This window comes from Natranaerobius trueperi (assembly GCF_002216005.1).
Taxonomy (GTDB): Bacteria; Bacillota; Natranaerobiia; order Natranaerobiales; family Natranaerobiaceae; genus Natranaerobius_A; species Natranaerobius_A trueperi.
In genome coordinates, this window is the sequence record NZ_NIQC01000009.1 from 26,299 (window position 1) to 47,305 (window position 21,007).

Consider the following 21,007-nt stretch of genomic DNA (forward strand, 5'->3'; position numbering starts at 1 on the left):
TTACAAATATTGCAAAAATATTCTCATAAATGTTGGACTAATATACGCCTCTATAAGTGATCCAGCAATAAATCCTACTCCGATCATCACAAATAACAACGTATAATTAATTAGTTCTGGCATGAGGTGTATTGATTTCCTTCTCAGTTGGTTTTTAATCAACAAAATAGAAAAAGATATACTTGCAACACTTATAATAAAGAAGCTCGGAATAAATAGTAAATTATGTGGTAAGATTGAGATCATTGCCATTATAACTTCTTGAAAAGATGATTGCTGTAGCAAGAAAACCATTGTAAACCCAAAAGCTACCCCTCTTAAAAAAACTAATAATAGCAAAACAGGTATACCGATCATTGTTATACCAAGAAGCCATATAATTCCTAACAATGTTATGTGATAACCTAAACTAGATAAAAAAACTTGATGATAATCTAAAGACTGGTCCTCTGATACAAAATGATAGAAATTATCTAAATATGATTGTAAATTTGATGTTATGTCGTCAGACAGTCCACTTACAACAAATCCTCCAATAATTGCTCCTACCATAAATAATAGTATTACAATTAAGAATAATATCAAATTGTACTTGATATAAAGAGATAAAATCTCCTTAACTGATACAAGCATCCTTTTTCCCCCTACTCTTGCTGCAAGTCTTGTACATTCTATGCAGCAACAGTACGGGTTATACCATGTTACTCTATATCATTTCTTTTGCACACTCCCATAATGGCCTCCTCCTCCAGGTTTAAAGGACAATTTACCTTCTCTTGCCTTCCTTATATAATTAAATGTTTGATTTGTAACTAGATATTCAATTTTTTCTAACTGAACATTGTGAATTATATCTAATTCTGTTCCTAAACTTTTTATCAATGACTCATAGGTTTTTTTACCAATACCCGGAATGTTTTCTAATGGTACTTGATAGTTATAATTTTTATAATTATTTCTAGGATGTGAAGTATTAGAATGATTATTATTAACTATTTGTGTAATCCTATCTAATACACCAAGCACAACTTTATTTGATTTACAATTCAAACAACTAACAACAGGCGGTTTTTGGGAGGCCGTTCTATTACATTCTAGACAGAAGGTGCGATAATACTTCCCGAGTTCTGGATGAAGACCAAAATTTTCAATATTCGATTCATCTTTATTTTTCTCTATCATTTTACTAAGAGATGTAAAATTTAGTCTATCAGATTTGATTTTGTTATACTCTCGAGCAATTTTAGGTAAAGAGTGGGCATCAGAATTTGTGAAATAAGTTAGGTTCTTAATTGAAGGGATAAACTCTGCTATATAAGTATCTGCACTCAATCCAAGTTCTAAACCTTTAAAGTTAATGTCCAGCTCATCTAAGGTATCAATACAAGCCCCAAACAAACTTTTATGCGGTGTAAAAGCGTGAGCGGGAATCGAAAAGCCACCATACTTTTGCACGTTTTCACAAAATTCAACTAAACTAGTTTTTAATAACTGAGAACTCAAATTAACATTAGTTATATAATTAGAGATCCATTCTGAAAATTTTTTAATAGTTTCGAGATTAGGAAAATAAGCTAAAAAATGCGCTCTTTTTTTTCCCACTGAAATTTCAACTTCACAACCAGGAATCAATACTAATTCATCCTTATAAATGAGCCCTCCTTCTGGTAGCTCCTCTAATACCTGTGTTTTGATGAGTTTATCTAATTCATCTATCACAGGTGGTGAAGCACAATCAACAACACCTACCATATCTAAACCTTTAAACTCTTTAGAGTATTCTAATATATTACATAGTGTCAGCTCGTTCGAAGCAGTAATTTTTACAGGTTTGTTTTGAGTTTGTCCTATATGTATATGTAAGTCTACAAACCAAGCTTTCTTCATGAATTATCATCCTTTTATCTGTGTTCTTGTATATAATATAATAAACTAACTATAGTTTTGGCATCTTTTATATCTCCTTCTATAACCTTTTCCTTAAATTCACTTAAAGATAATTTAACTGTGTGAATCACCTCATCTTCATCATGATCTGCAGTACAACTGTATAAGCCATTTGCAATATAGATATGTATTACCTCATCTAAAAATCCAGGACTTGGATAAATAGTTGTCATATATTCTAGAGATTTTGGTCCCATTTTAAGTTCCTCTTTAAGTTCTCTATCTGCACAGGCTTTTGGGTCTTCTCCTGATTCGATTTTCCCTGCTGGTATTTCTATTGTCTTTTTCTCAATAGCTTTTCTATATTGGCTAACCAAGTAAATTTTATCACCAATTATTGGTAATATAGCTACAGCACCAGGGTGTTTGACAATTTCGCGCACTCCTGAATTACCATTTTCTACTATAACATCATGCCTCTCAACATTTATAACTTTTCCTTCATAAACAGTATCTTTTTGAATTGTTTTTTCAGACATCAAAACACTCCTAAAATATAGTTATTTTTTTTGCTGTTACAAAAACAGATTCAAAGTAAGACTTATCTTCACGAAAAGATCGTCCCATTGTTTTAATGGGCAACTCTGAATTGTTATATAAGGACTCACAATTTTTTGGATCAAGCCATGAAATTTTATGTTTATTAAAGCATTCTAAGTGATCACTCATTTGATTTATTATATATTTATTTTTATCATCATCTAATATTGGAAAGCAAACTTGCACACCAGGATCAGCAAGTCTTAATACACTAAGTGTATGATGAGAGATTCCTGTATGTCTTTTTCTTGAATCTGAGAAACTTATTCTAGGAATAAAAAAAGTACTTCCGCGTAATTTACTTGCAGCCATCAGTGTAAATACCTGTTCTAACCCACTAAACCCATAAGTACTACAAGTTCCTACAATACCAGGACCCATAGTAACAACAACTAGATCAGCCTTTAGTTCAGAATAAGCATAAATAAGTGCAGAAAAAATATTAACCGCTTCATAATCTCCTCCAAAAGAATTTCTTATCGAAATTGTACTGTTTATCAATTTTTTTTGTTGAAGTTGTTGAATATTTCGAGAAAGTTCCATAGGCAATGCAGCTTCATCAGTCATTATATAGACAATTTTATAAGAAGAATTGAAGTGATTAACAGCTAAAATGAAAGGTACTAACATACTATGAAGTTCACCGACTACTACTGGTAATTTATTAAGATCACGAAATTGAGATTCGCTTATTTGATACTCTTTTTTTTCCTCGAGAGACTCAACTGCAAATTGTAATGGCGTATATCTAAGCTTCATAATATGTCCCGATGAATTATATCTTACATTCTGTTTTGAAAGATTTGTAATTACAAAATCAAGACCGCCAGTACCTAGATTTAATTCTTCAGCAGTTACATTTAAAAGTACTTTATCACCTTGCATTGCTGGGTTACAAAACCTGTAATAAAGTCTTGCTTTTCTGATGTTATTATCTGTCCCTAGTTCTTTTACATAGAGATCCTGAAATTGATCTTGAAATTTTATCACTTCACTAACCACAGCCTCAGTGATTGAAAGTTTCAAAATAAGAACCTCCAATAAACATCAAATAGTAGAGCCCTTAAGGGCTCTACTAAAATATATGCTCTCATACAAAAATCTATTTACTTTTTTTGACTATTTCAGCACCTTTTCTTAATGCTTCTTCATTTAGAGGAATTAAATTATGGCGCCTTTCAGGTAAAACTTTTTTTAGAGATTCAAGTACATTATCAATAGTTACTACACCTGAAAGTTCTAAAAAAGCTCCTAGCATAACCATATTAGCAATTCTTGAATTTCCTAAATCATTTGCGATTTTGTTCGCAGGAACTGCATAAACATCTGCATGGTCAGCGGATACTTCTTCCTCTATTAAAGAACTATTATAGAGTAATGCTCCACCCTCCTTAATCGCGTCTCTAAATTTCTCAACAGAAGGATAATTCATCGCTATAACTGTATCCGGGTTAGATACAACAGGAGAACCGACTTGTTCTTCTTCTGTAATAACTACTGTACAGTTAGCAGTTCCCCCACGCATTTCAGGACCATATGAAGGCATCCATGAAACAGCTTTTCCTTCAATCATACCTGCATATGTCAGTAGCTGGCCCATACTCATAACACCTTGGCCACCAAAACCAGCCATTATAACTTCCTGCATATTACTCCACCTCCTTAGGAGTTTTTACGTCCCCAAGAGGATATTTAGGTACCATATTCTCTTCAATCCATTTAACAGACTCTTTAGGACTGATCCCCCAGTTAGTTGGACAATTTGATAAAACCTCTACCATGCTGAAACCTTCTTCGTTCATTTGCATTTCAAAGGCTTTTTTAATTGCTTTCTTGGTCTTTTGAATATTAGCCCCATTATGAACTGATTGTCTTGATATATAAGATGCTCCATCAAGAGTAGCTAGCATTTCAGACATCTGAATTGGGTAACCTTCTACAGAAGTTTCCCTACCTGATTGTGAGGTAGTTGAACTTTGGCCAATTAGAGTAGTTGGAGCCATCTGACCACCTGTCATACCATAAATAGCATTGTTTACAAAAATAACGCTTATATTCTCCCCTCGAGCTGCTGCATGAACAATTTCAGCAGCTCCAATAGACGCTAGGTCTCCATCACCTTGATAGGTAAACACTAAGTTTTTAGGATGAACCCTTTTAATTCCTGTAGCAACAGCTGGCGCTCGTCCATGAGCAGCTTGTTGCATATCACAGTTAAAATATTCATAAGCTAAAACTGCACATCCAACAGGTGCTACACCAATAGCGCTTTCACTTTCATCTAACTCATCAATGGCCTCAGCAACTAGTCTATGAATGATACCATGAGTACAGCCAGGACAATAATGTAATTTCTTATCGGCCATAGTTTGGGGTTTTTTAAATATCTGTTTAGCCATTATTGGTCACCTCCTTGAAGCCGCTCAATCGCTTCTAATATTTCTTCTGGAGCTGGTATAATACCACCTGATCGTCCGTAAAACTCTACAGGAGCGGCTCCGTTTACAGATAAACGTACATCTTCTATCATTTGTCCATTGCTCATCTCTACAGTTAAGAAACCTTTTGTTTGGTCTAATACTTTATGAAATGCTTCTTCAGGAAAAGGCCATAAAGTAATTGGTCGAATCATTCCAACATTAATACCTTTTTCTCTTGCTTGTTTAACAGCATTTTTACAAAGTCTAGAAGTTGTTCCACAAGCTACTACAAAGTACTCAGCATCTTCATGTAAAATTTCATAACGTGTTTCATTGGCTTTAATTTTATCGTATTTTTCTTTTAGTTTTTGGTTATGATCTTCTAACTTTTCTGCCTGTAGAGAAAGTGAATTGATAACACTCTTTTCACCTTTTTTTCCTACACCTGTAGTAGCCCACTCTTTATCTGGTAGATCTGAAGGATCAATAGGCTCTTTATTGAACTCAATCGGCTCCATCATTTGACCTAAAATCCCGTCCCCGAAGATCATAGCAGGGTTTCTATACTTATCAGACACATCAAAAGCTTCAATAGTTAAATCAACTAACTCTTGAACAGAGGCTGGTGCATAAACGATTAGTCTATAGTCACCATGTCCCCCTCCTTTAGTAGATTGAAAATAATCAGATTGGGCTGGCTGGATACCACCTAATCCTGGTCCACCTCTAACAATATTTACAATCACACAAGGTACTTCAGCTCCAGCAATATAGGAAATACCTTCTTGTTTTAAGCTAATACCTGGACTTGATGAACTAGTCATAACTCTAGCCCCAGATCCAGCAGCACCATATACCATATTTATTGCAGAAACTTCACTTTCCGCTTGTATAAAACTACCATTTTCCTCTGGTAATCTTTTTGACATATATTCAGGTAATTCGTTTTGAGGGGTAATAGGATATCCAAAGAAATGTCTACAACCTGCTTTTATAGCAGCCTCTCCGATAGCTTCATTACCCTTCATTAATGTTTTAGCCATGCTTAAAAACCCTCCCTTACTCCTATTGTCTTAGTTTTCTTCCTCAAATACTTCTATAACTACATCAGGACAAACCCTAGCACACATTGCACATCCTATACATTTATCCATTTCATCAACTTTAGCTGGATGATAACCTTGAGTGTTAATTTTATCATCTAGTTTAATAATTTTTTTAGGACATGCATCGATACATAATTCACACCCTTTACATCTTTCTTCATTGAAAATTACTTTACCTTTTTTGGCCACTAGATACCCTCCTTTTCCAAAAAAATACTAGCTCATTACATCTAATCTAATCTAATCTAATCTAATGGATTAGTCAAATAATTATCCACAATCAAAAAATCCCCTAAAATTGATTTATAATCGTCTATTTCATCAGTTAACTTTTTAGGTATAGCTGAATATTTAATAGGAATATTTAGCGTGTTTTCAACTTCTCTACACAACTCTAACCCAGTTAATATATCTTGAATAGTGGTTTCTTGTTTTAGGTGAGTATTGTTTATAATTCCAGTAAACTTTAACCTTGACGTACTCTCTATCTTCCTAGCTAATTCTTTTATTTCTTCAACAGAAGATGTCTGTGGTCTATTTGCATTAATTACTAACCACATATCATACCCTGCCTTAGTAACTTCTTTTTGGAGTCCCCCTACTGGTAAAGCACCATCGGGATTTCCTCCTAAATCAATTACAAGCTTTCCATCTTGTTCTACAATTGCTCCTTTAATTTGAGGTGGAATTATTGGAAAGTCTGCATGTTGAAGTTCTCTTGGAGGCAAGATTGTATGAATACCTTTTTCCTCCATTAATTCACCTGCTTCTCTTGAACGAAAGTATGGGTTAATAATATCTAAGTCCACAATACTAACTTTATAATCTTGTGAATTAAGGTGAAGACAATAATTTACTGCATTTTCAGTTTTTCCACTACCAAAATGTCCTGAAAAAATTATCACTGGTTTGGTAGATAAGATTTTATCTGTCATATAACTCACCTTTTTATGAATATTCTTTAGCTGGTTCTTCGCCTCTAAGAACTCTTAAGCAGCCTTCAGCCAATGATTGCATTTCATCTTCTCCTGGAAATACAAGCACATCTCCTAGGAAATTAATATACTGTTTCAGTTTAGTAACTAAATAATCATCATGAGCAAGACCACCAGTTAAGACAATTCCATCAATACTTCCTTTTAATACAGGTGCACAGCTTCCGACCTCTTTCGCGGTTTGGTATATCATTGCGTCATAAATAAGTTTAGCCTTTTCATCACCTGATTCAATTCTATCAACTACTTCACGACCATCATTTGTATTTAGATAAGAAACAATTCCACCATTACCAATTAACTTACGTTTTAAATCTTTCCACTCTAAATTATTTGTTTCAGAATATTTTACTAAGTCGGCATTAGGTAATCCACCGCTCCGCTCAGGTGAGAATGGACCTTCTCCATCTAATGCATTATTAACATCTATAACTTTACCATTTTCATGTACACCTACAGAGATGCCTCCACCAAGATGTACAACTATTAAATTAGCATCTTCATACGATTTGTTTAATGAAGAAGCTGCCTGTCTTGCTACTGCTTTTTGATTTAGCGCATGGAAAATGCTTCGCCTTTCAACCGGTTCAAACCCAGAAATTCGCGCCAAATCCTGAAGTTCGTCAACAACAACTGGATCCACAATATATGAAGGAATGTCTAATTGCTTTGAAATTTCTTTAGCAATAATACCACCTAAGTTTGAAGCGTGTTCACCCTGATAACCTTGTTGTAGATGTTCTATCATCAAATCATTCACCCGATAAGTTCCACCAGAAATGGGCTTTAAAAGCCCACCTCTGGCTACAACAGCATCTAATTTATTAAAATTAATACCTTGTTCATCTAGAGTAGAAAGAATACTTTCTTTTCTTAGATCATATTGATCAATAATGCTGTCATATTCATTTAATTCCTCGGGAGAATGGGAAAGCTTCTTTTCAAATAAAGGTTTTTCACCATCAAAAATTGCAATTTTTGTAGAAGTTGATCCAGGGTTTATTACGAGCAAGCGATGTTCTTTTTTCATTGTTACCCCTCCCGAATATTTGATGTTTTATAGATTAATATCTGACATAGCTAGTTTTTACATTTTTAATAGCTTCAATTCTTTCTTCTGCCATTCTATTCGCAGCTTCATGAGTAGTTATGTCATCTCTTTTAGCTATTTCAAAACATTTTTTAATCCTATCGTAAATTGTTGCAATCTTTCTATAAGCTTTATCTTTGTCATATCCTGATATTTCTTCTGATACGTTCATAACTCCACCAGCATTTAATACGTAATCAGGAGCATGAGCTATTCCTCGTTTTTTCAACTCTTCACCATGAACTTTTTCATCTTTTAATTGATTATTTGCAGCACCAGCTACAGCCTTTACTTTTAACTTTGGAATTGTTTCATCATTTAAGATAGCACCAAGAGCACATGGAGCGAAAATATCAGCTTCTTGCTCATAAATTTCATCAGGCTCAACTGCTTTAGCACCATACTGTGATACAACTTTATCAATAGTTTCTTGATAAATATCAGTTACGATAATATTAGCCCCTTCTTCATGTAAATGACCACATAGATACTGTCCAACACTACCTAAACCTTGAACAGCAACAGTCTTCCCAGATAGACTACTATCTCCCCATACTTGTTCAGCAACAGCCTTCACACCTGAGTATACTCCATATGCAGTTGCAGGAGATGGGTCACCACTTTTACTTTGAAGACCAGCTACATGTTCTGTCTCAAGGTTAATATTGTCAATATCATCAACTTTAACACCAACATCTTGAGCAGTGATATATCTGCCATTTAAGCTTTGGACAAATCTTCCGTATGCTCTCCACATTTCTTCTGATTTATCAGAGTTAGGGTCTCCCATAATAACTGCTTTTCCACCACCAATGTTTAGGCCTGCAGCAGCATTTTTATACGTCATACCTCTAGACAATCTTAAAGCATCTTCAATAGCCTCTTCTTCAGAGTTATATGTCCACATTCTTGTTCCACCTAAAGCTGGCCCTAGAGTAGTATCGTGGATTGCAATAATAGCTTTTAGACCACTTTTTTCGTCCTGACATAGTACTAACTGTTCATGTTCATTATTATTCATATATTCAAAAATATTCATAATTAAACAACCTCCTTAAATTTTATTATGCTTTTTGATTTGCAGCCATCAAGCAAGCTGCTGCAATAGAATATACTTTAGCTTCATGAGGGTCTGCTCTAGAAGTTAATATTACAGGGGACTTAGCACCAGAAATCACTCCCGCGATTTTAGCATTAGCTAAATGAGTGAGAGCTTTATATAATGCATTTCCAGTTTCAATTGCAGGTGCTAATAAAATATCAGCCTGTCCTGCTACAGGGCTGTCAATACCTTTATGTTTAGCTGCATCCATAGAAATTGCATTATCTAGTGCCAAAGGACCATCTACAATAGCATTTTTTATCTGTCCACGATCAGCCATCTTAGACAAATGTGCAGCATCTAAAGTCGCATCCATATCAAGATTGACATTTTCTACAGCAGCTAAAGGAGCTACTTTTGGTTCCGGTATTTCCATATTAATAGCCATATCAACTGCATTTTGAACTATATTGATTTTTTGATTCAAATCGGGAGCAATATTCATAGCTGCATCAGTTAGGAATAGTAATTTATCATGGTTAGGAACGTCCAAAATTGCAATATGACTTAGAATTCTACCAGTCCTTAGTCCAATCTCTTTATCTAAAACTGCTTTCAAGAGATCTTTTGTTTGTACATGGCCTTTCATAACCAAGTCAGCTTCTCCTTTAGAAACCAATTCCACAGCTTTTTTAGCAGCTTTTGGTGCATCTTTTTCATCAATGATTTTGAATTTTTTTACATCAAAATCAAGTTCAGAGGAAATTTCTTTAATCTTACTTTCATCACCAACTAATATTGGTTCACAAATTTCTTTTTCTACAGCTTCTTTAACTGCAGTTAGAACTTCTTTATCTTCTGCCACAGCAATACTTACCTTTTGTGATGATAGCTTTTGGGCTCTTGAGATTGCTTCATCTAAATTTTTGACCATCTTTAATCCCCCCTTCTTTGATACTTCAATAGTTTTAATTAATTTTCATCAACATAAATATATATTGCAATTTATATGCCAATAGGCAAATGGCGTGAAACAGGCTCATTTTTGCGTTTTTTTATTGCAATAATTTGCAAGATGCATCATTTTGCATGCGTTATTTTGCAGTCTAAGAGATTTTGTATTTATCAATTTTGTAATATAGGGTTCGTAAAGCAATATTAAGATCCTTCGCTGCTTCACTTCTTTTTCCATTATTACGCTCTAAGGCTTCGATAATTGCTTTTTTTTCAGTTTCTTGTATAATTTCATCCAAAGACAAATCTTTAGTAAATTCTCGTCCATTAGGTGTACTATTATTACAATTAATTTTTGTAGTTTGTTCTGTTGAAGGTAGATGGTTAGGTTTCATGATTGTTTCAGTAATCTCCATATTAATCATTGCTCGTCCTATGTAATTTTCTAATTCACGAACATTACCTGGCCAATCATATTTCTTCAATATTTCTAACGCTTTGTCTGATATTTCATTTACATTTCTACCATACTCTTGATTAAACTTTTTTAATAAAAATTGAGCTAGAAATGGAATGTCTTCAGCACGTTCACCCAAAGAAGGAATTTTAATAGGTATTACATTCAAACGATAGTAAAGGTCTCTTCTAAACTCGTTATTATTTATAGCATTTTCTAGATCTCTATTAGTTGCTGCAATAACTCGACATTTTATTGGTACAGGCTTATTACTTCCTACCCTCATCACTTCTCTTTCTTGTAAAACCCTTAATAACTTAGCTTGTAGATTTAATGACATTTCTCCAATTTCGTCTAAAAAGATAGTACCACTTTTTGCTTCTTCAAAAAGTCCTCTTTTTCCTCCCCTTTTGGCCCCTGTAAAAGCTCCTTCAACATACCCAAAAAGTTCACTCTCTAACAAAGTCTCTGTTAGTGACGCACAATTCACTCTTACAAATGGATCATATCTTCTTTCACTGTTATTATGAATAGCATGTGCAAAAAGTTCTTTCCCGGTTCCACTTTCTCCTCTAAGTAAGACAGTTGCGGGTGTTTGAGCAGCTGTCTTAGCAATCCGAATTGCTGCTTTAATATCACCTGATTCGCCTACTATATCATCAAAGGTATACTTTGCTTCTAGTTTTCTTATGATACTCTTCGCTTCATTCAGCTCTTCTGTAAGTTGTTTAATCTTAGATACATCATGTATCACTCCTACACTACCTTTTAAGTTTCCATTTACTATAATCGGTGCCACATCAACTAGAACATCTTTTTTATTTGGTCCAACTTTCAGTGGAACATTTTTTACCGCTTTTTTAGTTTTAAGAACTTTATAGTGCATGCTTTCACCTTCAGCAATATCTACTGTAGCAGGTTTACCTATAACATCATTTTTCGTCAAACCAGTTATTTCTGTATATGCAGGGTTTATTAATATACCAATACCATTTTCATCTACTACAGAAATAGCATCTTGAGTTGAATTAATTATAGCCTTTAGCATACTTTCTATTTCTTTTAAATCTGTAACCTCTTCTGCTAGCGTAATTATCTCTGTAATATCTCTAAAGACCGCAACAGCACCTTGAATATTACCATATTCATCATAAACAGGTACCCTATTTGTAATAATTGTAGTATATTCATTTAGTTCTTGTCTTCTATCATACTCTGGTACACCAGTGTTAAGTATAATAGGTAAGCGTGTATTTGGAATAACATCTTTTGCATATTTACCTGAAACTGAGTCTTTTGATATATCGGTAATTCTTTCTGCAGCATCGTTAAAAACAGTTACAATTCCATTGTGATCAACTGCTAACATGCCATCATGAGTAGAGTTTAAAATTCGGTCAATCTCTTTTCCAGAAGTTGAAAAACTATTTTTCAATCTTTTCTTAACCATCAGATCACACTCCATACATAAAATCATTGCCTACCCAAATTATCGAAAAATGTTAAAATAGAAGACCTTTTTATAATTCTACTTAACGAATAAAACTCTGTCAAAATATGTAGTGCAATGAAAACTGTCAATAACACCAGTTTTTGTTGAAAAGGTAATATAATTACAGCAAACCCACCGAAAAAAGATCCAATACCATTTGCTCCTGCATCTCCCATCATGTATTCCTCTTTTAAGTCACCTTTCAAGTAATATGTCAGCATAATAATAGCTGGATATATGATTAATATACTAGTTTCTAAAGTAAATAAAGAAATAAGTATTCCAAATAACAAAGCTCCTTTAGTTGCTCTACCAGGTTTTACATCTAATGAATTGATACTATTTGCAGATAGAGCTATTAGAAGCGTATCTAATAAAATAATATTTTCAAACCCTTTGTTTAGTACTATTGAAAATGTTCCCCCTATAAGTATACCAAAAGATGCTTTTATAAATCCTATAGTAATTTGACCTTGAAATATAAATGAATATATATGGCCAATTATCCCTTTCCTTCGTTCTATATTCAGATCATCTATAAAACCTAAAATTGTAAATATGCTCATTATTGAAAATAAAGAAATAACTTGAGTATATTGTCTATCAACCATTACAAAATAAATAAGAATTGATGGTAAATATATGAAAGGAAATACAACTCCCATAGCTATAGGTATTTCATTATTACGATAATTTTTTGCAGTTATATTAGCTTTTTGAAAGGTTGTTTTAAAAACTTTTATCAAATTATATGACAAACCAATTACTATAGCAGTAAAACCTACAAGAGACCATACTATCACACTTATCCTCCTATTCAGAGTGAATCAATTTTCTTATTTATAATTGTTTTTAATATGTGAACAAATTGTTTTCCCCTATGTAAAAAACCAAAAAAATCTTTGCCGGTTACCCTATGATCCATTTGTACTTCGACTTCTTTTATTTCCTTTTGTAATTTAATTGCTTCAATAGTACTTCCTACTTCTATCCCAAACTTACTATCACACTCTTTTTCAATTATCTTTTTTGCTGTATCTTTACTTAACACTCGTTGGCCTGAAAGAGCTGTGTTCACTTTCTTACCAGTTACGTGTTGTATTCCCCACTTAGCTAAACATTTTACAAGACCAAACCCTCCGTTGTTACTTTTAGGAAATTTAGCAATAGTAATATCCGTTTCACCTCTAGTAACAGGGTTTATTAAATAACTAATTTGTTGTGCTGTTTCTCCTAAGTCAGCATCAACAAAAGCAACTATATCAAAGTTTGCTTTATCAACCCCTATGCTTAAGGCTCTTCCTTTTCCTCTATTATTAGTTAATTTAATACATTTAACATCCATAGCTCTAGCTTTGTTTACCGTATTGTCTAGTGACCCATCATCAACAACAATAATCTCACCTACTTTAGAGATGTGATTTAGTGCCCTTATAGTATTTTGAATAGTGTCTTCTTCATTATAAGCTGGTATAATAACAGATATTTTATCTATTTTTTTCATCTTCATTACTCCCTATAATCACAACAATTTCAGTTGAGTTTACTGTTAAGACATCGTCATCTAATTTAAAATTATCATTTAAAGGTAACATTTCCAAATCATCTATACCAATACTTCGTAACTTACTTTCAAGTAAAGAAGACTCATCTCTCATTAAAATATACACTTCTTGTTCTGCAATCAAATCGTTATAGGTTGAAACCATAACTTCTTGAGTATGTTTAATTTCATCGATTTCATTTTTTAAACTTTTATTTTCTTCTAGTAAATCTTGCTTTTCTTCTGTCACCATTTCAAAATGTTGTTCTAATCTATCTATAATTTCTTCTTGTTGTTTTACCAACACATCTTCACCCATAGTCATCCCCATTAATATGCCGATTCCTAGGCTACAAAATAAAGCTACAATAGTAATTACATAATGATTTATTTTAAACATTTAATTCCTCCCTAATTAAAACAACAATCGCAGATACAGATAAATAAGTCTAAAAAAGTGTGCTACAACAGGTGACAATGAAGCTAGTATAATTACTGGTATTATTGCTGCAAATAAAATCATTCCTAATGCATGTATTCTAACACGTGGCCGATATAACTGACTTACACCTTTAGCATCTACTAACTTTTCTCCTACCTTTAGTCGTGCTAAAAAAGTACTTGCCATCCCTTTTCTACCTTTTTCTAGAAAATCTATTACATGAGTGTGTGTACCCAAAGCGATTAATAATCTAGCATTTAACTGAAAAGCTGTTAGTAGGGCAACATCTTCACTAGTACCTGGTGCCGGTATATTATAATATTTTAAACCTAAATCTTGTAGTCGGTCTCCTCCTGGGGCTTCTCCATTTGGATAAGCATGGACCAACAAATATTTTGCCTTTTTTAAGGCACGGTCACTGACACTATCCATATCCCCTAAAATAACATCTGGAATAAACCCACGATCTAGTAAAGCATCTCCACCTCCGTCTACACCGATTAAAATTGGATTTTCTTGATTAATATATTCTGATATAGTTTTAAGGTCACTCTGATAATCTTTTCCTCTAACAACTATTACACAGTGCTTATTATTTATTAGTTCATACATATCACCTGGTAAATCACTAAGCTCTAGATTTTTAAACATTAATTCTTTCTCTGGAATAACATAATTAAAAGTATTTTCGACAAACTCTTTTAATCTATTTTCAAAATTTTCTTCAGCTTTTCTCTCTAAATTTTCTAAAGTCTTTTTTGTTATTAACCTTCCTTCTGTAATCTTTTTTTCATTATGATAAACTTTGTTGTCAGCAATTGTTAGATAACAATTACTTTTATTCTCCAAAAACTGTCGAAGTTTCTCTCCCTCTACCTTATCAATTAGAGGTATATTCTCCCTTAGTAATACTCGGGGGCCTTGGTTTGGATAGAAACCTGTCATACTGTCCTCTATATTAATAACAGCTGTTATCCCAGCCTCAACTAAAGATTCTGCGGCAATTTCATCTAAATTTTCATGGGCAATTACCGCAATGTCTCCTTGTTTTAACTCTGCCACCAAATTTTTCGTTTTAAAGTCTAATTTAGCTGGTCCTTTTAGCTTGTTTTTTAATGTGATCACTACGATCCCCCCGAATTATTTCTAGGCATTTTTATTATGCCTTAATTTAACCACAACTATGAAAAACCGTTCAGTTTTTATAACTCAATAAAAAAAGAGGCTTTTTAAGCCTCTCAGATTGTAGACAAATGGCCTTCTAATTTACTATTAGGAGGCCGCCATTTGTTATCTGATGTTGGCTTTATTTTGCCTAAAAAATAAAAAAACGAACTGCCCTTCTTCTTTTTCCAGGACCAGTTCGCTAACTTTTTCAGATTCATTGCAGCAAAAGCAAGCATCGCTTGCGCTGCCACTTTACTCTTCCCACGAAGTGTGGTCCATCGCAAACCATGCTTCTCTTTTAAATCACCAAATACTCTTTCAATTGACTCTTTACGCTTTTCATAAATTTGTTTGTTGTAATGTGTGTGTCTTAGATGTTCTGCTTCATCTAAAGAATCTTGCCATATATGTCTAGATATTACTTTTTGGTTTTTTTGACTTTGAGTACACTTATCTATATCAGGACAACTTTGACATACTTTAGGATCAGAGACATACTCCCTGTAACCTTCTCTATTAGTAGTGCGATAATGTAATATATGTTCATGTGGACAAATATAGCAATCATAGTACTCATCGTACACATACTCATGTTTTCTAAAGTATCCTTTTGGAGTTTGAGGACGTTTATAAGGCATCACAGGATGAACATCTTCTTCTAATAGAAAGTTCGCAATCGCAGGTGTTTTGTAACCGGCATCCACTGCTACTGTCTCGGGCTTTTTAACTAGTTCTTTAATCTTGTTAAACACATCAAAAAACACTTGACTGTCATGTACATTTGCGGCTTCTACAATACTACATAATACAAAACCATTCTTGTCGCAAGCAGTATGCCAGTTGTAAGCAAATAATCGTTCGCGCTCGTTCTTAACAAAGTAACCACTTTCCGGATCTGTTGTGCTTATTCTACCCTCCCGAAACTCAGTTTTGTTTCGGGAGGGTAGGGGCTTTTTTCCGGATTTCTCTCGATCTATGTTTACTTCTTCATCTAATTTTTCTTGATATGCTCTCGTTTCGGTGCTTTTTAATGAATTTCTTTTTATTTGCATTTGCTTTTACATGAGTTGAGTCAATGAATACTTCTGAAGGATCTACAAACCCTCGATCTACGGATTCTTTTAAAATACGATAAAATATTTGCTCAAAAACGTCTGTGTCTCTAAACCTACGTTCATAGTTCTTTCCAAATGTTGAAAAGTGGGGTACCGGGTCATATAAACCTAAACCTAAAAACCAACGGTACGCTACATTGGTTTCAATCTCTTTTATGGTCTGTCTCATAGACCTTATCCCAAACAGATATCGAGTTAACACCATTTTTATATTAAAACCACTGGATCTATGCTTGGACGACCTGTATCTTTAGAATAATAATCTTCAACTAAATCATAGATGAAATCAAAATCAATAGTTTCATCTACTTTTCTCACTAAGTGATCTTTAGGCACCAAATCGTCCAGCATTACTATTTCTGCTGCTTTACGTTTTTCTCTTTCTTGCTTGTTTAGCACCTTTATCACCTCGGATTATTTTTTCCGAAATTACTATTCTACAAAAAAAGCTTGTCGACCTGCCTATTTAATAGACTTTGTCGACAAGCTGAGAGGCTTTTTAAGCCTCTCTTAAAACTATAAACTAACACTTTTTTTATTTTTTAATCTCAACTTGTCAGCAACAATAGCTATAAATTCAGAATTCGTTGGTTTTCCTTTTTCTGTATTGATAGTATACCCAAACAAGTTTTTAATTGTTTCTATATCATTTCTATTCCATGCAACTTCAATAGCATGTCTAATTGCTCTTTCTACTCTACTAGGAGTAGTTTCAAAAGATTCAGCTATTTTAGGGTATAATATTTTAGTTACAGAACTTAATAAATCAGGTTCCTCAATAACCATCATTATAGCTTGCCTTAAATATAAATATCCCTTAATATGAGCTGGAACTCCTAATTCATGAATAATTTCAGTTATTTCACTTTCTAAATCAAGTTTATTATCTTCTGTTTCTTCATGTTTTTTATTACCTTCATTATACTCTATTATATCTGCTTTTCCCTCATCTAAATTCATTTCTGATTTAAATTCAAATCCATTATATAATTGCTTAATCCTATCAGCCAAAATATCCATACTAAAAGGCTTTAAAATATAGTAATCTGCTCCTAAATTAACTGCTTTTTGTGTTATTTTCTCATGTCCAAAAGCTGTTAGCATAATAGTTCTAGGTTTAATTTTTTTAGCGTTCTCTTGTTGAAGATATTCCAAAACACCTATTCCATCTAGAACTGGCATAATAATATCTAATAACATTACATCAGGCTTTGATTGTTCAATACATTCAATAGCTTCTTCTCCATTATAAGCTACATCGACAACATTAAACTCTTCATGTTCTACTAAATAATCCTGTAAAATTTCGCAGAATTCTTTATTATCATCTACGATCAACACATTAATCATTAACCTACCTCCTTTTAATAAAGCAAATTATTCTATAATAAACAAATTCCTAAGTTGGAAATTACTCACAGATGATTTCGACAAAGTCAGTAATTTCTCCTTCTAAAACTGCTAAAAAATTAGCATCGAATGTTGACACCATTCGATGCTATTGTTATGATTATTTGTTAGAAATTAAACTTTTTTGTCATTATCGCTCTGCCTCATATAACATCCATTCCAGAAATATACCATATCCCTTAGTTGGTTCGTTTACAAACACATGTGTTACTGCCCCAACAATTCTATCTTCTTGTATAATTGGGCTTCCACTCATTCCTTGAATAATACCCCCAGTTTCTTCTTTTAATTCTTCATCAGTTACTTCTATAACCATACCTTTACCACTTGCAGAGTTTTGTGGCATCAGCCTTTTAATTTCAATATCAAATCTTTCAACTTTGTCATCTTCTAAAACTGTCAAAATTTCAGCTTCTCCTTCATCTACATGATCAATTAAACCTATAGATTTTTTGTTTACAGAAGTAGTATCTACTTGTTCATCTTCTATTTGACCAAAAATCCCAAAATCCGTATTTTTTTCTACTTTTCCGTATGGTTGATCTTCTTCAACAAATACTCCTCTTTTTTGTCCTGGTTTTCCGCTTTTTCCCTCTTCTATATCAACTATTCTTGCATTTACAATTCTACCGTCTCTAAAAGATCCATCTCTATTTGTAAAATCAGATACTGAATGACCTAGAGCACCAAATGTATTGTTTTTTTTATCTATATAAGTTAACGTGCCTACACCTAAAGAAGAGTCAGCTAAATATAGGCCTATACTCTTTTTTTGAAGTTCATTACAGTATCTAGATTCAACAGTTGTTTTTTTAAATTCATTGTTTCTCCTTACTGTAATATTAATAGATGAACTTTCCTCTAAAGTATTTTCTAGAATTTTAGACGTTTTATCTATGTCTCGGATTTTTTGACCGTCAACTTTTACTATACTATCTCCGGCTTTTATTCCCGCCTCTTTAGCCGGCGAAAGTTCACCATTTTGGGTTTGTAGAAAATAATGATCAGTAACTATCACTTCACCAGCTCCTGATCTGATTCCAATAGATTCTCCACCTGGAATAAGATCCCTATCAGGAACGATGTTTACTTCCATCGATCTTAGGGGAACATAACCAAAAAGACGAAATTCTACAGTTACTTCTCCTATATCTTTGGGTTCAATTTTTAACGGTTTTCCTAAATTAACTTCAACCAAATCTTCAGCAAGTGTTTCGTTTCCATTTAATGACAAAACTTGCTCGTTTTGACCACTTGTGACATATATCTTTATAGGCAAGCTGGGCTGTATTTCGTAATGATCATTCTCTAAAATCCTTATCTCATCTGGTATATTTGCATAATTTTGTACCGGACTACTGAAACCAATAAATAATATGGTTAACGCTAAGCATATTCCTGTTAGTTTTCGTTTATTAGATTTCAATTGCCAACACTCCTAGTTTAATTTTTCACCTCCCCACCAACATCTTAACTGTTTTGGGTCATTTTTAAATTTCCCCTGCTAAGTATGTCTCATACGGTTTCAAATCCAGGGAATAAACTGAATTCAATGCTAGGATTAACAAAAAAAACACCATTTTATAAATGGTGCTAATTTGAACCAAATATCATATTTTTTGCATGTTTTATTGATGTTTCTGATGGCTTATCACCATCTATAATTTTGGCAATTTCATTGATCTTTTGGTTTTCATCTAATTCTTCTAAAACAGTAAAAGTTCTACCATCCAATTCTTTTTTAGTTAACTTAAGGTGTTTATCTGCCTTACTTGCTACTTGAGGTAAATGAGTAACACATAAAACTTGATTGATATCAGATAATTGTTTTAGTTTATCAGCAACTTTTTGTGCAGCATCGCCACTAATGCCTGTATCAATTTCATCAAAAATCATAGTACCTATATTATCAATTTCTGAAAAAACAGATTTTAAAGCTAGCATTATCCGTGATAATTCACCACCAGATGCAACCTTATTTAAAGGTTTTAAAGGTTCACCAGGATTTGGACTTATTTGAAATTCGAGCTTGTCCATACCTTTTGTAGTTATTTCATCCAATTCAAATATTTTAACTGCAAATTGAATTTTCCCCATAGCTAGTTCAGATAAATGTTTTTGGATAAGTTGTTCTAATCGTTCTTTAGAATCATACCGCATTTCTCTTAATTGCTCAGAGAGCTCTATAATTTTACGTTTTATTTTATCTCTTTTTTGCTGTAACTCAGATCTTTTATCTTCAGCTCTTTCTAAGTATTCAAGCTCAGCAGTTATTTTATTAAAATAATGATTAATTTCAACAACACTATTACCATACTTTCTTTTTAATTCATTGTAAATACTTAAACGTTCTTCTACTTCTTGTAATTCTATTGGATTAATATCTATAGCTTCTAGATAATCACTAACTTCACGGCTTATTTCTTCAAGTTGTATCATCGAATTTTCTAATTGTTTATTAATATTATTTAAATTATCATCTACATCCACCACAGAAGAAAGTTTATCTAATATTAACCCCAGTGAATCAATAACCGAAGATTGATAGTCATCTCCTGCATACAGTCTTTGATACGAGTACCCTACAGCTTCTCGTAATCGTTCAACATTAATAAGTTTTTTCCGTAAATCAGTAAGTTCTTCTTCTTCTTTCACAGTAAGATTGGCGTCTTCTATCTCTTGTTTTTGATAAGCTAATAATTCTAGTTTACGTGCTCGCTCTTTAGGGTCTTCTACTAAATTATCTAATTCCGTTTGTACATTTTCAAATTTATCATATAAATTTGAAATTTCTTTTCGCACAGAAAGTATGGTATGTCCACCAAAAGCATCTAGAAGATCTAAATGTTTATCTGTACTGAGTAATGATTGATGTTCATGTTGTCCATGCATATCTACTAATTGCTTACCCAAAACCTTAAACTTTGAAAGTGTCACTACATGATCGTTAATTTTGCATATACTCTTATTTAGAGAAATTTCCCTTGTTAGGATCAGGCTATCATCATCTTCTTTAGGTAAGTTCCATTCATCTAGAAGTTGAGTTATGATTTTTTTTTTATAAAAAGAAGGTTTGAAAACACCTTGTACTGTAGCTTTATTACATCCTGTTCTTATAAAACTACTTGAGGCTCGCTCACCTAAAATTAAGCCTAATGCATCTAAAATTATGGTTTTACCTGCACCTGTTTCACCTGTTAAAATATTTAATTTAGAACAAGGTTCTAATACTAGATGTTCAATTAAAGCAAAATTCTTGATATCCAGATGGACTAACATCAGGAACC

The 21,007-nt window shown here is 33.1% G+C and carries 20 protein-coding genes and 1 pseudogene; all 21 read right to left on the reverse strand.

Features of this window, described 5'->3' with window-relative positions; all coding sequences use genetic code 11:
* On the reverse strand, positions 1 to 633 hold the full coding sequence (gene spoIIM / locus CDO51_RS05365) for a stage II sporulation protein M (RefSeq protein WP_089023281.1): 633 nt from the start codon (positions 631 to 633) through the stop codon (positions 1 to 3).
* A 78-nt stretch (positions 634 to 711) separates the two neighbouring features.
* On the reverse strand, positions 712 to 1,887 hold the full coding sequence (locus CDO51_RS05370) for an endonuclease Q family protein (protein WP_089023282.1): 1,176 nt from the start codon (positions 1,885 to 1,887) through the stop codon (positions 712 to 714).
* 14 nt (positions 1,888 to 1,901) lie between these two features.
* A complete protein-coding gene (locus CDO51_RS05375; protein WP_089023283.1) occupies positions 1,902 to 2,426 on the reverse strand; it encodes an NUDIX hydrolase in 525 nt (174 codons plus the stop codon).
* 10 nt (positions 2,427 to 2,436) lie between these two features.
* Positions 2,437 to 3,513 carry a DUF3866 family protein gene (locus tag CDO51_RS05380; RefSeq protein WP_089023284.1) on the reverse strand — a complete coding sequence of 359 codons (1,077 nt, stop codon included), beginning with the start codon at positions 3,511 to 3,513 and terminating at the stop codon, positions 2,437 to 2,439.
* Positions 3,514 to 3,589: 76 nt separating this feature from the next.
* Positions 3,590 to 4,135, reverse strand: a complete 546-nt coding sequence (locus CDO51_RS05385) for a 2-oxoacid:acceptor oxidoreductase family protein (protein ID WP_089023285.1) — start codon at positions 4,133 to 4,135, stop codon at positions 3,590 to 3,592.
* Position 4,136: 1 nt separating this feature from the next.
* On the reverse strand, positions 4,137 to 4,886 hold the full coding sequence (locus CDO51_RS05390; protein ID WP_089023286.1) for a thiamine pyrophosphate-dependent enzyme: 750 nt from the start codon (positions 4,884 to 4,886) through the stop codon (positions 4,137 to 4,139).
* Positions 4,886 to 5,950, reverse strand: coding sequence for a 3-methyl-2-oxobutanoate dehydrogenase subunit VorB (locus tag CDO51_RS05395; protein WP_089023287.1), 1,065 nt, complete (start codon positions 5,948 to 5,950; stop codon positions 4,886 to 4,888). Before CDO51_RS05395 ends, CDO51_RS05390 begins: the two co-directional genes overlap by 1 nt.
* Positions 5,951 to 5,980: 30 nt before the next feature.
* Positions 5,981 to 6,202, reverse strand: a complete 222-nt coding sequence (locus CDO51_RS05400; protein WP_089023288.1) for a 4Fe-4S binding protein — start codon at positions 6,200 to 6,202, stop codon at positions 5,981 to 5,983.
* A 56-nt stretch (positions 6,203 to 6,258) separates the two neighbouring features.
* Complete coding sequence (locus tag CDO51_RS05405; protein ID WP_089023289.1) at positions 6,259 to 6,948, reverse strand: ATP-binding protein; 690 nt, start codon at positions 6,946 to 6,948, stop codon at positions 6,259 to 6,261.
* 13 nt (positions 6,949 to 6,961) lie between these two features.
* Entirely contained in the window at positions 6,962 to 8,038 is a 1,077-nt protein-coding gene (buk, locus tag CDO51_RS05410) for a butyrate kinase (protein ID WP_089023290.1), read from the reverse strand.
* A gap of 34 nt (positions 8,039 to 8,072) precedes the next feature.
* Entirely contained in the window at positions 8,073 to 9,137 is a 1,065-nt protein-coding gene (locus CDO51_RS05415; RefSeq protein ID WP_089023291.1) for a Glu/Leu/Phe/Val family dehydrogenase, read from the reverse strand.
* A 25-nt stretch (positions 9,138 to 9,162) separates the two neighbouring features.
* The gene (gene ptb, locus CDO51_RS05420; RefSeq protein ID WP_089023292.1) at positions 9,163 to 10,074 is read right to left on the reverse strand and encodes a phosphate butyryltransferase; all 912 of its coding nucleotides are present in this window, start codon (positions 10,072 to 10,074) and stop codon (positions 9,163 to 9,165) included.
* 172 nt (positions 10,075 to 10,246) lie between these two features.
* Entirely contained in the window at positions 10,247 to 12,001 is a 1,755-nt protein-coding gene (locus CDO51_RS05425; protein ID WP_089023293.1) for a sigma-54 interaction domain-containing protein, read from the reverse strand.
* 23 nt (positions 12,002 to 12,024) lie between these two features.
* A complete protein-coding gene (locus tag CDO51_RS05430; RefSeq protein ID WP_089023294.1) occupies positions 12,025 to 12,846 on the reverse strand; it encodes a hypothetical protein in 822 nt (273 codons plus the stop codon).
* Between the two features lie 14 nt (positions 12,847 to 12,860).
* Positions 12,861 to 13,547, reverse strand: coding sequence for a glycosyltransferase family 2 protein (locus tag CDO51_RS05435; protein WP_089023295.1), 687 nt, complete (start codon positions 13,545 to 13,547; stop codon positions 12,861 to 12,863).
* Positions 13,531 to 13,986 (reverse strand): copper transporter, encoded by a 456-nt coding sequence (locus CDO51_RS05440; RefSeq protein WP_089023296.1) that lies wholly within the window; start codon positions 13,984 to 13,986, stop codon positions 13,531 to 13,533. Before CDO51_RS05440 ends, CDO51_RS05435 begins: the two co-directional genes overlap by 17 nt.
* A 15-nt stretch (positions 13,987 to 14,001) precedes the next feature.
* Positions 14,002 to 15,153 carry a putative cytokinetic ring protein SteA gene (steA, locus tag CDO51_RS05445; protein WP_240503493.1) on the reverse strand — a complete coding sequence of 384 codons (1,152 nt, stop codon included), beginning with the start codon at positions 15,151 to 15,153 and terminating at the stop codon, positions 14,002 to 14,004.
* A 113-nt stretch (positions 15,154 to 15,266) separates the two neighbouring features.
* Positions 15,267 to 16,709, reverse strand: a pseudogene (locus CDO51_RS05450) (IS1182 family transposase).
* 117 nt (positions 16,710 to 16,826) lie between these two features.
* Positions 16,827 to 17,660: a sporulation transcription factor Spo0A gene (spo0A, locus tag CDO51_RS05455; RefSeq protein ID WP_089023297.1), complete on the reverse strand. Its 834-nt coding sequence runs from the start codon at positions 17,658 to 17,660 to the stop codon at positions 16,827 to 16,829.
* Between the two features lie 190 nt (positions 17,661 to 17,850).
* Positions 17,851 to 19,146 (reverse strand): SpoIVB peptidase, encoded by a 1,296-nt coding sequence (gene spoIVB, locus CDO51_RS05460; RefSeq protein WP_089023298.1) that lies wholly within the window; start codon positions 19,144 to 19,146, stop codon positions 17,851 to 17,853.
* 167 nt (positions 19,147 to 19,313) lie between these two features.
* Positions 19,314 to 20,999 (reverse strand): DNA repair protein RecN, encoded by a 1,686-nt coding sequence (recN, locus tag CDO51_RS05465; RefSeq protein WP_089023299.1) that lies wholly within the window; start codon positions 20,997 to 20,999, stop codon positions 19,314 to 19,316.
* Positions 21,000 to 21,007 lie beyond the last annotated feature (8 nt).